This is a genomic window from Serratia sp. LSHTC3 (assembly GCF_057197125.1).
On record NZ_JBXUNP010000004.1, the window covers coordinates 56,837 to 69,652 of the forward strand.

Consider the following 12,816-nt stretch of genomic DNA (forward strand, 5'->3'; position numbering starts at 1 on the left):
CAATTAATCGTCATGCAACACTTCGTGCCATCGTTCGACACCGCGCCGCAAGGCCTGAGACGGAGTGACACATGAGCATCGAAAGACTAACCCGGGAGCCGCTTTCCATCGGTATTGAGCTGCCGTTGGACAATGATTGGTCCACCAGTGGGCAGCTGAAACGCCAGCAGGACGGGCGGCCGTTCGGCGTGCCGGACATGAGTGAACACGCTGCGCGCATCAAGCTGGCCGATGAGCTCGGCTTTCGCGCCGCCTGGGTTCGTGACGTGCCGCTGTACGATCCTGACTTCGGCGACGCCGCGCAGGTGTTTGAGACCTTTACCTACCTCGGCTACCTGTCCAGCCTGACGCGCAATATTCTGCTGGGCACCGCGGCCGTGGTGCTGCCGCTGCGCCAGCCTTGGCTGGTGCGCAAAGCGGCTTCCACGCTGCAAACGCTGAGCGGCGATCGTCTGCTGCTCGGCGTCGCCAGCGGCGATCGCCCCGTGGAGTACCCGCTGTTCGGCGCCGATTACGCCGCGCGCGGTGAAAACTTCCGCACCAGCGTCGGCATTCTCAAAGGTGAAGCCGACAGCGCGCTCCAGCCCGGATTGCGCCTGCTGCCGGCCACGCCGCCGCCGCCGCTGCTGGTCGCCGGGCTGGCGCAACAAACGCCCGAGTGGGTGGGCAAAAATATGGATGGCTGGCTGTCGTATCCCGGCACGCCTGCGGACCACGTTTCGCGAGTCAAACTCTGGCGTAACGTAGCCGGTGACAAGCCCTACGTCAGCTTTATTCATCTCGACCTCACCGATAACGCCGACGCGCCGATTCAGCGCCATCGCTTCGGCATCAAGAGCGGCCGCAATGGATTGATTCAGGAACTGAGCGCCATGCGTGACGCCGGGGTCAACCACATCGGCCTGCATTTCCGCCGCAACCAGCGGCCGCTGGAAGAGACGATGCAGGAGATCGGTCAACTGGTGTTGCCGGAATTCCATCGCGCCTGAAGCCCGCTTTAGCCCGCTATTCCGACCTGAGCGGGTCTTTGCCCCGTTACCGGGGCTTTTTTATTTCCGCCGCTGCTAGTTCATAACAACTCAGTCTAATCCCTGCGGCCAAACGGCGGCATGATGACGGGGAAACGAGCCACCATGAGGAATGAGCAATGACGGCAAAACTGACAGAAGCGGGCTTTTGGCGCAAAACCGCCGACTCTTCATCGCTGCGCGAGCCGCGCGTGCTGATCCGGGTCTACGTCGACGAAGGCGAGATTGACCGCGCCATTGCGTTTTACGAGCGGCTGCACGGCGTGGAAGCGGATATGCGTTTCGACTTTCCCGAACATCGGCTGGTGCTGGCGGCGGTGGGGCCGTTTCTGATCCTGGAAGGCTCGGAAGAAAGCCTGCGTCCTTTCCGCAGCACCGTCGGCACGTTGCTGGTCGATGACATTTATCCTTACCACCAGCGGCTGCTGGCCGCCGGGGCCGATATCTTCTTTGGCCCGGTGGACGTGCCCACCGGCGCCTGTTTCAATGCGCGCCTGCCGGACGGCACGATTATCGAATACGTGCATCACCGGCCGCGCGCGGACGAATAAGCCGCCTCAAGGGAGCGCCGGCGTCATGGCGTAACCGCGCAGATCCTTGCGCAGGCTGACCATGTACAACACGATCACCGCCGAGAACGGCAGGCCGCACAGCACCACCGCGGTCTGCATCGCGCTGAAACTGCCGGCGTACAGCAACCCGGCGCAGATCAACGTGGTGACCGCCGCCCAAAATACCCGCAGCCAGGCCGGCGCGTCATCGTGGGCGGAACCGCCCTGGCAGGAGAGGTTCGCTATCATCAGCGTGCCGGAATCAACCGGCGTCAGGAACAGCACGAAACTGATCACTACCACAAAACCGGCGGTCAGCTGGGTATAGGGCAGGTATTCGAACAGCTTGAACACCGCCATCGGCGGATCGCTTTGCGCCACCTGCCCGAGGATCGCCTGCCCGCCTTCCAACACCAGGCTGATGGCGGTATTGCCGAAGATCGACAGCCACGCCAGCGTGAAGCCCAGCGGGATCAGCAACACGCCGAAGATCAATTCACGAATGGTGCGCCCTTTGGAAATGCGCGCGATGAACAGCCCGACAAACGGCGCCCACGCCACCCACCAGGCCCAATAGAACAACGTCCAGGCGCCCTGCCACTGGCGCGCCTTGCCGTACAGATACATATCGAAGCTGCGGCTGACCAGCGAAGTGAGATAATCGCCGAGGTTCTGCAACATGCCGTTGAGCAGATTCAGCGTCGGGCCGGCCAGAAACACGAACAGCAACAGCAGGCACAGGAAGCCGACGTTGATGTTCGACAGCATCGCAATGCCCTTCTCGACGCCGGTGACCGCCGCCAGCGTGGCCACCACCATCATCACCACGATCAGCGCCAGCAGCACGCCGGTGCTTTGCGGAATATCGAACAGATAAAACAGCCCCGAGTTCACCAGCAGCGCGCCGATCCCCAGGTTGGTTACCATCGAAATCACCGTCACCAGAATGCCGAAGCTGTCCACCAGATGGCCGGCGCCGCCGTGGGTGCGCTCGCCGAAGATCGGGTATAACGCAGAGCGCAGCGCCAACGGCAGGCCGCGGCAATAGGCGAAATAGGCCAGCGCGGTGGCGATCAGCGCATACAGCGCCCAGCCGTGCAGCCCCCAGTGCAAAAAGGTCAGCGCCATCGCCTGCCGCGCCGCCTGCACGGTGCCGCCGCTGCCTTCCGGTGGCGACAAAAAATGATCCAACGGCTCATAGGCGCCGTAGTACACCAGCGCAATGCCGATGCCCGATGAGAACAGCATCGCCACCCACGAGGGATAGCTGAACTGCGGCGGTTCGTCATCCTGGCTGAGGCGAATATGGCCGAAGCGCGACAGCGCCAGCCAGAAGACGAACACCATGCAGGCGACCATCAACAGCATGTAGTACCAACCGAACACGTCGGCGACCCAACTTTGCGCGACGTTCAACCACTGTTTGCTGGCTGCGGGAAACAGCACGACCAGCGATCCCAGCAGCAGGATCACCGCCGCCGAGCCGAAAAATACCGGGACATTCAATCTGACAGGTTCTTCGTCAAGCGATGGAGGAGTTTTTGTTGTCATTGGCAGGCTTCCATGATGCGAAAGACAGACGATTTAAAAGCAACTTTTAATTAACATTTTATCGTCATTTATTTGACATTTTCGCAGCATATAGAGTATTGATTGACCGTTCAATCAATCAAATCCAAAGTGTGATTGGCCTATCAGTTGAGGAAAATATGTACCGAAGAGACATTCCGGAGCAGCGTAAGGAGCAGTTGATTAACGCCGCCTTCGAGACCATAAACGTCGTCGGGCTGGCCGGCGTCACCCTGTCTCAGGTCGCGAAAGAAGCCGGGCTGTCGACCGGCATCGTCAGCCACTATTTTGGCGATAAAGAGGGGTTGCTGAGCGCCACCATGCGCAAGATCCTGCGCGATCTGCGTGACGCGGTGGCCGAGTGCCGCGCGCAAGCGGCGAGCGACAGCCAATCGCAGCTGTGCGCCATCATTCAGGGCAACTTCCACCCCAGCCAAACCAACGCCATTTCCATGCGCGCCTGGCTCGACTTCTGGGCCGCCAGCATGCATCAGCCGGTGCTGCGCCGCCTGCAGCGCGCCAACGATCGGCGGCTCTATTCCAATATTTGCAGCCAGTTCCGCCGCGAGCTGCCGCTGCAGCAGGCGCGCGACGCGGCGCGCGGGCTGGCGGCGATGATCGATGGGCTTTGGCTGCGCGGCAGCCTGGCCGGCGACGAGACCGACCTAAAGCGGGACTGCCGCATCGCCTGCGACTACGTGGCTCAGCGGCTCAACGCCGCTCAGCCGCAGGGGTGAACGTGAACGGTTCCGTCAGTGCGGTTCCTGCTCTTCACTGTACTGGGTTTGCCACATGGCGGCGTAGCGGCCGTTCGCGGCCAGCAACGCCTCGTGCCCCCCGCGCTCGACGATCTCCCCCGCCTCCAGCACGATAATTTCATCGGCGTCCACCACGGTGGAGAGCCGATGAGCGATCACCAGCGTGGTGTGGTTGCGGCTCACCTCGCGCAGGTGCCCCTGGATTTCGCGCTCGGTCTGGGTATCCAACGCGCTGGTCGCCTCGTCAAACACCAGGATGGCCGGATTTTTCAGAATGGTGCGCGCAATCGCCACCCGCTGCTTTTCCCCGCCCGACAGCTTCAGCCCGCGCTCGCCCACCCGGGTGTCGTAACCGTCGGGCAGACCGACGATAAAATCATGGATATGCGCCAGCCGCGCCGCCCGCTCGATTTCTTCATCGCTGGAGCCGGTTTTGCCGTAACCGATGTTATAACGCAACGTATCGTTGAACAGCACCGTATCCTGCGGCACGATGCCGATCGCCTGCCGCAGGCTGGCCTGGGTCAGTTGGCGAATGTCCTGGCCGTCGAGGGTAATGGCGCCCCCCTGCACGTCGTAAAAGCGGAACAGCAGGCGCGACAGCGTGGACTTGCCCGCGCCGGAGGCGCCGACCACCGCCACCGTGTGGCCCGCCGGAATGGTAAAACTCACCTGCTTGAGGATCGGCCGGCGCGTGTCGTAACCGAAGCTGACCGCGTCGAACCTCACTTCGCCGCGATCGAGGCGCAGCGGCTGCGCATCCGGGCTATCGACGATCTCACGCGGTTCCTGCAGCAGATCGAACATGTTCTCCATGTCGATCAGCGCCTGACGCACCTCGGAATAAATAAAGCCGAAGAAGTTCAGCGGCTGATACAGCTGCAGCAGATAGGCGTTGACCAGCACGAAGTCGCCGACCGTCATCGTCCCCTGCGTAATGCCCCGCGCCGCCATGGTCATCATCACGATCAGTCCGATCGAGATAATGGCGGTTTGCCCCAGGTTGATCGCCGTAAAACTGAATTGGTTCTTGATGGCGGCGTATTCGTACAGCCGGCGCGAGAGGTCGAAACGCTCGGCCTCGAACTCTTCATTGCCGAAGTACTTCACAGTCTCATAGTTCAGCAGGCTGTCGATGGATTTGCTGTTGGCGTCGGCGTTGGCCTTGTTGAGCTCGCGGCGAAAGCGGGTGCGCCAGCTGACCGCCAGCACGGTGAACAGGATGTAGCAGCCGACCGTTGTCAGGATCGCCAGCGCGAACCAGCCGTTCAGCATATGCCACATGATCGCCGTGACCAGCGAGAGCTCGAACAGGATCGGCACGATGGAGAACAGCAGCCGCGACAGCACCGTGGACACCGCCTGAGTGCCGCGCTCGATGGACAACGACAATCCGCCGGTCTGGCGCTCCAGATGGAAACGCAGGCTCAGCGCATGCAGCTGGCGGAACACCCGCACACCCAACAGGCGCGTGGCGTTCTGGCTGACGTGGATAAACATCACGTTGCGCAGTTCCTCAAACAGCGCGCCGCCCACCCGCGCCACGCCGTAGGCGACGATCAGCCCCAGCGGCACCGCCAGCATTTTCGCCGTCTCGCCGCTCAGCGCATCAACCATCGCTTTGTAGGCCAGCGGCACCAGCGTGGTGCTGACCTTGGCCGCCACCATGAACACGAAGGCCACCACCAGATACCAACGCAGCCGCGGGTTATCTTTCGGCCACAGATAGGGCAGCAGGAATTTCAGCAAACGGGAACGATCCATCATGTAATATTCATCTTCTCGGTCGGGATCGCGGCGCACAGCCGCGCGGGGGTTATGAGTTTGGCCTGGCCGGCGGCGAACGCCGCACCATTCCCTTTTCCTGCAGCGATAACTCAGCATCATCCGTCAGGAGAAGCGGCGGCGGCTCGGGCAAAGTTCAGGCATGGAGGAGACAATCACATGACCCAGACGTATGCAAAGCGCTTTGCGCTGGTCTTTGACTATATCGACCGCCACCTGGACGAGGCGCTCACCGTCGAAAAACTGAGCGAAGTGGCCCACTTTTCGCGTTTTCACTTTCAACGCCAGTTTAGCGCGTATTGTGGCATCTCGGTGTGGCGTTATATCCAGTGGATGAGGCTCAAACGCGCCTCGTACCGCCTGGCGTATAACCCGCTGGAGCCGGTGATTGACATCGCGCTGGACGCCGGTTTTCAAAACCCGGAGTCCTTCAGCCGCGCCTTCAAACAGGCGTTCAGCCAAACGCCAAGCCAGTTTCGCAAACGGCCGGCCTGGATCGATTGGCAACAGCGCTTTCCCGAGCCGAAACACAAAAGGAAACAACCCATGAAGGTAGACATTCTCGACTTCCCGGCCACGCCGGTGGCGATGATCGAACATCGCGGCCCATCCGCGCTGGTCAACGAAACCGCCGCACGCTTTATCGAGTGGCGCAAAACCAGCGGCCTGTCGCCGGTCAGAAGCAGCCGCACTTACGGTATCGCGCCGCACGATCCGGCCACCACCGAAGCGCAGGACTTCCGCTTCTACATCTGCGGAGAGGTCACTGCGCCGATCCTGGAGGACAACGCCTTCGGCGTGGTGAACAGCACGCTGCCGGCCGGGCGCTGCGCGGTGCTGCGCCATCTCGGATCGCTGGATGGGCTCTCGGAAAGCGCCCGCTATCTTTACAGCGAGTGGTTGCCGGCCAGCGGCGAGGAGCTGCGCGATTTCCCGCTCTATTTCCACTACCACAACTTCGTGCACGAGGTAGCGGAATATGAACTGGTGACTGATCTTTATCTGCCGCTGAAATAGCTGACATCCGGCCCCGCAAGGAGCCGGATTGACGTTAACAGGACGGCGACGATCCCTGCGGCGGCAGATAGCGCTGCGGATCGAGCGCGGTGGCGCGGTAGCGGATCTGGAAATGCAGGAACACCGAATCGGTGCCGGTGCTGCCCATGGTGCCGATCTTCTGCCCCGCTTTCACATCCTGGCCGTTGCGCACCAGCGTGGTGTCGTTGTGCGCATAGGCGGTAATGAAGTCTTCGCCGTGCTTAATCATGATCAGGTTGCCGTAGCCGCGCAGCTGGTTGCCGACGTACACCACTTTGCCCTTGGCGGAAGCATAGATCGGCTGGCCGCGTTTACCGGCGATGTCGATGCCCTTGTTGCCGCCATCGGCATTGGAGTACGCCTGCACGATCCGGCCGCTGGTCGGCCAGCGCCAGCAACGTGCGGCGCCCGGCGGCGGCGTTTGCTTGGCGATCGCGGAGGAAGATGTTTTACGGCGCGTGGCGGCGGTTTTGGTCGGCGCGCCGCCGCTCAGCCGCAGCTTTTGCCCCACTTCCAGATTATAGGGCGGGCGTATCTTGTTGATTCTGGCCAGATCGCTGACTTCGCTGTCGGTGATCCAGGCGATGTAATACAGCGTATCGCCCCGTTTGACGGTGTAGGACTTGCCGGTGTAGCTGCCCTTCGGCAGTTTGTCGTAGTCGCGGTTGTAGGTGTTTTTACCCGAACATCCGGCCAACAACAGCCCCAATGTCAGACACACCGCGATGCGGCGCCACCTCGCCAGCTTGCTTCCTGTGCTCAAATCCTGTCCCCAATCGTCTTTTCGGTTCTGATACGCCTCAGCCGCACAGTGTAACATTTGCGCCGGGTCAGTCAAAAACCCCCAGACGGTCTATGCTAAACAGATAAGGATGACTGATTAATTACCCAACGACGAAATGGAGTACTGTCATGTTGAACCTCGACCGCAATAATCTGCCCCTCCTGAGCGAAGAACTGCTCAAAAAGCAACGCACCACCCTGCTGATCATCGCCTTCCTGCTGCTGGCGGGCGGCATACTGTGCCTGGTCAACCCTTTCGCCTCCGGCGCGGCGCTGAGCATCGTGGTGGGCGTCCTGCTGCTGTTGAGCGGCGCCGGGCTGATTATCGCCATGATCGCCAACCGGGCGCAGAATACCTGGCCGATGATCGGCGGCATTCTGCTGGGCGTGGCCTACCTGATTATCGGCTATGTGTTCATCACCAGTCCGCTGGCGGGCATTCTGGCGCTGGCGGTCTACCTCGCCGTGCTGTTTGCGCTCGGCGGCATCGCGCGCCTGGCAGCCGGCTATATGCGCCGCGGATTGCCGGGCAACTGGCTGCAGTTCGTCATTGGCGTACTCGATTTGATCATCGCCTGGATGCTGATCGGCTCAGGCCCGGCGGCGTCGGTCACGCTGGTGACGGCGATCGTCGGCATCGAAATGCTGGTCAGCTCCTTTGCACTGTTCCAGGCGGCGAATCTGTTTAGAAAAAGCTAAATCGGTAGCCGCCACTCCCTTGAGCGGCGGCTTTGAATAACACGCCAATAAAAATTCCCTAGGGCATTCTTATTGCGTAACGCCATTCCCCAATCGTTGAACCTATACCATCAAGAGAACGTAGGTGGATACCAAAATATTGATTATCAAAAATAGCCGCATAGCCGACCTGCTCGGCAGAAAACGAGACAAAGCAATAAACATGGTCAAATTCCTTGAGGTGGCCAATCGGCCCGGAGACACAGATATCTCCCGGCACCAGACTCGCGCGATTGGTTATCTTCTGCCATCCCTGCTCCAGAGCCCATTCAACGAAATAATCAACATTGATAGACTGTATGCTGCCAAGTTGCGGATAAGGTAGGTCACAAAGTTTAAGGCAACTGACCTGGTGTGCAACGCAGGCATTACTTGTCGCGGTAGGGCTGTATTCCGGCACAAACCAGTCTTCTACTGCTTCCCTGATTGAACGGTAATCTTCTTTAAACATCCCGACAAACCGTTCAGCATTGCTGGGAAAGTGATCATTCCACACCATGGCATCAGCCAGTTGCACAACAAACGGTGCATCTATCGTGACCTTTGTTTTGGGCAGTAGTTGCAATATCAGAGCGAGTTCCTGAGTATCACTATATTCTTTAACATGACTTTCGCCCGATTTCGACGAGATAACCACCGTCGGCGTTCCCTTTACATTACTACCTAACATAACACCGGAGATATCTTCGACTTTCATCGGCAAACTAAAAGGCAAATTTTCCTTGAATAACTCTCTACCATATGCCTGGATCGTTTCAAAACTCACTGTTGCCCCCAAGCTTGCAGAACCTGCAATGACCTCATAGGTCACACCATATCCGATCCCCCTGATTATTTTTTTCTTATTTTTACTCCATGGGTTAACTCCAAGCGCTTCGACTGCGGCAATGGAGGCCTCTCCTATAGAATCTTTTCCACCGATATCTGCACAGATTGCATAGACATGATTATTTCTATAATTTATTTTAGCCATATCTCCCATATTCACAGCGACCCCGGTGATCTTCTTCCAATTACCTGGAATAACAAAATATGGAATAATACGTGCATTAACATAATCTCCCTCACCTCGCCAACCATTCCCTCTTCTTAAGCTAGTTTCCTTTTGCCCTGTCGGATCGATTTCCTCGGCATCAGGACTGCCATCGGCATCCGTATCCGCATCGGAAATAATTAAAATATGGCCATCATCTTTAATCATAACCACAGGATCTGGCATGACCGGCTCATCTGGGGAAGTTCGGTTATTTTTCCATGGGTGGGTGACGATATTTGACATAATGTTACCCTCGTTGAAAGTATGGCATCAAGCGATATATATTTCCGACAAGTACAAAGATATACGTGATACATTATGACGGTTTGTCGGTCATATTAATTCGGCAGAGTTTTATTTTCGATTTAACAGATGCGACCACCAACTCCTTGTCTTCTTTACTGTAAAATTTACTTTCCTGACTCATTGTGACACTCAGCAATTTTTCTTTATTTTGTTGTTCTTTTTTAATGGCTTCCGCCAGCGCATCAAGATTAGGCGTGATTAATTCAACACCCGCCTGCCTGACCTCCAATTCATAGGCCAAATCCTCCAGATTCTGGTAAAGATAGTTTCCAATATCAGTATAGTATGCCTTATTAGCATTAATAATTAACGTAATGTCCTGATCTAAAAGGTTGATAGCTTCATACATGCAATTAGCCGATGCCGCAGCCGTCTTGTAATTATAGATTTGCGTTGCATAATTATAATGACCGGGAAAGATATTAGCGCCAGCAGCAATGCCGCCACTGTACATCGCAGTGGTCACTGAACCACTTGCGGCGGAAATCACAGCAACGAGAGTACCAAAAAAACCCACTTCATTATATCCATAGATTTGCTGATAAAGACTTATGTATTTTTCTCGCCATAAATTCCGATAAACCAAAGCGATTTTCTTAATGTTATCAATCTTAGGCTTTTTTTCTTCCTCGACCGGCCACGGTGCAGGCCGAGGTGTTTCTACCGGGATCGGATAAGGACTGGTACAGCCAGAAAGCATCCACGCTAATGATAATGAAGCTAATAGATTATTCATATTCCAAGCTCACAACACAGACACTTACTTATAAAAATAGCTCAGCACTTTTTTTCCTCCACTTTTCTAGTTATAGACTTTTAGTTTGAAATTTAAATCTAAAAAACCAACGATAGACTGATATTTTGTTCTTCACAATGGTTTACCTATGCATAAAAATCTTGGATAGAATATCTTTGACCACCGCTCCTTTTCACTAAAATTAAAATATTCAATATAATAAAGCAGACCTCTGCCCTGACGGAAAATCGCCAATAGATATGATAGTCTTGTGCACACTATTCGATAATATGTCCTTTTATCCCTACCCCCTCATCTGACAGGCAGTGTTCTATCATGCCTCCAATCCTTAGCCAGGAGTAAACCAGGCTTGATTGGGATGCTCTTGTAAAAATGACGCTTACCTCTCATTACCACCGAAAAACGCGTTGATGCAACCCCCCCTCTCTGCTGTTCACCCCACTTTACGACCGCCGTCACACCTCGCTACCGCTAAATTGCGTTGGTTATAGAGTCGTCTACAATTCAATCGAATTACCCCCTACAACATCAGAAATTATTATTATTAGAGGTGATTATGTTACAGAAACACGAAAACGTAATAAGTATGACTGTACTAAGCCCGCAAGCCACCCAACAGCTGATGCCATCGTTCTCCTCCTTGCCCCACACGCAACACGCCGACGGCAAATATCGCCTGCGCCGTTATTCGGTCGTTAAATACCTCAACCCCAACGTCGCCGAAGTGGGGCCACGCACCTTCATGCAGTCGGATCAGATCAACCACTTCCAGGGCAATGTGGTACGCCGCTTCGAACCTATCGACAGCGCCGTGTTGCAGAGCGCCGGCATGGCAGAGATGTGCAACCTGTTTGCAGAAAGCAACGAACTGCCGGAAGGCGCCGAGATAGAGATCCACCAGATGCGCGTGGTCGCCATCGAGAAAGACACCCAGGTGGCGCCGGAAGGCATTCACCAGGACGGTTTCGACCATATCGCAATGATCGCCATTCATCGGCACAACATCGTCGGCGGTGAAATCATGCTGTATGACGACAGCCACCACGACCCTTTCTTTAAAAAAGCGCTGGCGGACGGTGAAGCCGTGCTGCTGGCGGACAGCAAACTGTGGCACAACGCCACGCCGATCAACGCCGTGAGCCCGGAAGAAGAAGGTCATTTGGATCTCTTTGTCCTCACCGCGCGGGGGGAGAAAGCATGACCTTTACCCCCGAGCTCGCCCGCGCCCAGTTCAGCGCGCTGTCACAGCAGATCGACGGCAAACCGGCCATCTTTTTCGACGGCCCCGGCGGTGCGCAGGTTTCACGGGGCGTGCTGGAAAAAATGACCGACTACCTGGGAAGGTACAACGCCAACCTGGGCGGCCACTATTTCTCGAGCCGGGTCACCGGCGAGGTGATGGGCCAGGCGCGGGAATCAGTGCGCGCCTTGTTAAATGCGCCGTCGCCCGACAACATCGTCTTCGGCATGAACATGACCACGCTGACTTTCCATCTCAGCCGCATCATCAGCCGCGACTGGCAGGCCGGCGATGAAGTCATCGTCACCGCACTGGATCACTACGCCAACGTCTCCAGCTGGCAGCAGGCTGCCGCTGACAAAGGAGCCGCGGTGCATCAGATACCGCTGGAGAGCGCCGACTGCGCATTGGATGCCGCGAAAGTGTGCGAGCGCATCAACGCCAACACCCGTCTGGTGGCGGTCAGCTACGCCTCCAACGTCACCGGCAGCATCGTCGATATCAAAACCATCGTCGAAGCCGCGCATCGGGTCGGCGCGCAGGTGTATGTCGACGCCGTGCACTATGCGCCGCACAACCTGATTGACGTGCAGGCGCTGGGCTGTGACTTCCTGGTGTGCTCCGCCTACAAGTTCTTTGGCCCGCACGTCGGCATGGCCTACATCGCGCCGCAGTGGTTGCAGCGCCTGCGCCCTTACAAGGTCGAGCCGGCCACCGACGTCGGCCCCGGCCGTTTCGAGACCGGCACGCAAAGCTTCGAAGCGCTGGCCGGCGTCGCGGCCGCTATCGAGTATCTGGCGCAGTGGGGCACGCCCGGTGCGCCGTTGAGGCAGCGTTTGCAGGAGAGCTTCGCCGCCTACCACCGGCATGAAGAGGCGTTGTGCAGCCACTTCCTGCAGAGGCTGCAACAACTCGACGGCGTGCGGCTTTATGGCAACCCCCGGGCGGACAGCGCGCGCCGCACGCCGACCTTCGCCCTGACCTTCAGCGGCCACACGCCTGACGCGATCGCCCGCCGCCTGGGGCAGCACAACATCTGCGCCGGCAGCGGGCATTTCTATGCGTTGGGCTTGGTGCAACAGCTGGGGTTGCAGGACGGCGGCGTGCTGCGCATCGGCATGATGCACTACAACACTCGGGGCGAGATCGATACGCTGTTCAACGTGATCGCCGAAGATATTCTCAGTTAATCCGGCCATATCGGCCCGTTCATCTTATTGAGCGGGC

The 12,816-nt window shown here is 57.4% G+C and carries 12 protein-coding genes; 7 read left to right on the top strand and 5 right to left on the bottom strand.

Annotation, left to right across the window (positions count from 1 at the left end; genetic code table 11):
- The first annotated feature begins 71 nt into the window (after positions 1–71).
- Positions 72–989 carry a TIGR03571 family LLM class oxidoreductase gene (locus tag AC2CGI_RS15920; RefSeq protein ID WP_004931740.1) on the top strand — a complete coding sequence of 306 codons (918 nt, stop codon included), beginning with the start codon at positions 72–74 and terminating at the stop codon, positions 987–989.
- A 158-nt stretch (positions 990–1,147) separates the two neighbouring features.
- The gene (locus tag AC2CGI_RS15925) at positions 1,148–1,579 is read left to right on the top strand and encodes a VOC family protein (protein ID WP_015378948.1); all 432 of its coding nucleotides are present in this window, start codon (positions 1,148–1,150) and stop codon (positions 1,577–1,579) included.
- Between the two features lie 6 nt (positions 1,580–1,585).
- Here the strand turns inward: AC2CGI_RS15925 and AC2CGI_RS15930 are convergent, their stop codons facing one another.
- A complete protein-coding gene (locus AC2CGI_RS15930; RefSeq protein ID WP_015378949.1) occupies positions 1,586–3,130 on the bottom strand; it encodes a BCCT family transporter in 1,545 nt (514 codons plus the stop codon).
- 158 nt (positions 3,131–3,288) lie between these two features.
- Between AC2CGI_RS15930 and betI the strand changes: the two genes are divergently transcribed.
- Complete coding sequence (betI, locus tag AC2CGI_RS15935; RefSeq protein WP_049240074.1) at positions 3,289–3,885, top strand: transcriptional regulator BetI; 597 nt, start codon at positions 3,289–3,291, stop codon at positions 3,883–3,885.
- 15 nt (positions 3,886–3,900) lie between these two features.
- Here the strand turns inward: betI and AC2CGI_RS15940 are convergent, their stop codons facing one another.
- A complete protein-coding gene (locus AC2CGI_RS15940; RefSeq protein WP_033633586.1) occupies positions 3,901–5,670 on the bottom strand; it encodes an ABCB family ABC transporter ATP-binding protein/permease in 1,770 nt (589 codons plus the stop codon).
- A gap of 180 nt (positions 5,671–5,850) precedes the next feature.
- Between AC2CGI_RS15940 and AC2CGI_RS15945 the strand changes: the two genes are divergently transcribed.
- Complete coding sequence (locus tag AC2CGI_RS15945; protein WP_076741307.1) at positions 5,851–6,708, top strand: AraC family transcriptional regulator; 858 nt, start codon at positions 5,851–5,853, stop codon at positions 6,706–6,708.
- A 34-nt stretch (positions 6,709–6,742) separates the two neighbouring features.
- Here the strand turns inward: AC2CGI_RS15945 and actS are convergent, their stop codons facing one another.
- Entirely contained in the window at positions 6,743–7,492 is a 750-nt protein-coding gene (gene actS / locus AC2CGI_RS15950) for an amidase activator ActS (protein WP_031300610.1), read from the bottom strand.
- A gap of 149 nt (positions 7,493–7,641) precedes the next feature.
- On the opposite strand from actS, the gene AC2CGI_RS15955 reads away from it, so the two are divergent.
- Positions 7,642–8,211, top strand: a complete 570-nt coding sequence (locus AC2CGI_RS15955) for an HdeD family acid-resistance protein (RefSeq protein ID WP_076741306.1) — start codon at positions 7,642–7,644, stop codon at positions 8,209–8,211.
- A gap of 58 nt (positions 8,212–8,269) precedes the next feature.
- Here the strand turns inward: AC2CGI_RS15955 and AC2CGI_RS15960 are convergent, their stop codons facing one another.
- Both AC2CGI_RS15960 and AC2CGI_RS15965 read right to left on the bottom strand, forming a co-directional pair.
- Positions 8,270–9,529: a glycoside hydrolase family 75 protein gene (locus AC2CGI_RS15960; protein ID WP_076741305.1), complete on the bottom strand. Its 1,260-nt coding sequence runs from the start codon at positions 9,527–9,529 to the stop codon at positions 8,270–8,272.
- Between the two features lie 73 nt (positions 9,530–9,602).
- Complete coding sequence (locus AC2CGI_RS15965; RefSeq protein ID WP_130054947.1) at positions 9,603–10,328, bottom strand: hypothetical protein; 726 nt, start codon at positions 10,326–10,328, stop codon at positions 9,603–9,605.
- Between the two features lie 607 nt (positions 10,329–10,935).
- On the opposite strand from AC2CGI_RS15965, the gene AC2CGI_RS15970 reads away from it, so the two are divergent.
- Positions 10,936–11,550 (top strand): 2OG-Fe dioxygenase family protein, encoded by a 615-nt coding sequence (locus AC2CGI_RS15970; RefSeq protein ID WP_226883068.1) that lies wholly within the window; start codon positions 10,936–10,938, stop codon positions 11,548–11,550.
- On the top strand, positions 11,547–12,779 hold the full coding sequence (locus tag AC2CGI_RS15975) for a cysteine desulfurase-like protein (protein WP_049240079.1): 1,233 nt from the start codon (positions 11,547–11,549) through the stop codon (positions 12,777–12,779). Before AC2CGI_RS15970 ends, AC2CGI_RS15975 begins: the two co-directional genes overlap by 4 nt.
- The last annotated feature ends 37 nt before the right edge of the window (positions 12,780–12,816 follow it).

Excerpts from the sequence above, each read along its gene's own strand:
- AC2CGI_RS15920 (WP_004931740.1), top strand. The coding sequence starts at position 72 with ATGAGCATCGAAAGACTAACCCGGGAGCCGCTTTCCATCGGTATTGAG.
- AC2CGI_RS15925 (WP_015378948.1), top strand. The coding sequence starts at position 1,148 with ATGACGGCAAAACTGACAGAAGCGGGCTTTTGGCGCAAAACCGCCGAC.
- AC2CGI_RS15930 (WP_015378949.1), bottom strand. The coding sequence starts at position 3,130 with ATGACAACAAAAACTCCTCCATCGCTTGACGAAGAACCTGTCAGATTG.
- betI (WP_049240074.1), top strand. The coding sequence starts at position 3,289 with ATGTACCGAAGAGACATTCCGGAGCAGCGTAAGGAGCAGTTGATTAAC.
- AC2CGI_RS15940 (WP_033633586.1), bottom strand. The coding sequence starts at position 5,670 with ATGGATCGTTCCCGTTTGCTGAAATTCCTGCTGCCCTATCTGTGGCCG.
- AC2CGI_RS15945 (WP_076741307.1), top strand. The coding sequence starts at position 5,851 with ATGACCCAGACGTATGCAAAGCGCTTTGCGCTGGTCTTTGACTATATC.
- AC2CGI_RS15955 (WP_076741306.1), top strand. The coding sequence starts at position 7,642 with ATGTTGAACCTCGACCGCAATAATCTGCCCCTCCTGAGCGAAGAACTG.
- AC2CGI_RS15960 (WP_076741305.1), bottom strand. The coding sequence starts at position 9,529 with ATGTCAAATATCGTCACCCACCCATGGAAAAATAACCGAACTTCCCCA.
- AC2CGI_RS15965 (WP_130054947.1), bottom strand. The coding sequence starts at position 10,328 with ATGAATAATCTATTAGCTTCATTATCATTAGCGTGGATGCTTTCTGGC.
- AC2CGI_RS15970 (WP_226883068.1), top strand. The coding sequence starts at position 10,936 with ATGACTGTACTAAGCCCGCAAGCCACCCAACAGCTGATGCCATCGTTC.
- AC2CGI_RS15975 (WP_049240079.1), top strand. The coding sequence starts at position 11,547 with ATGACCTTTACCCCCGAGCTCGCCCGCGCCCAGTTCAGCGCGCTGTCA.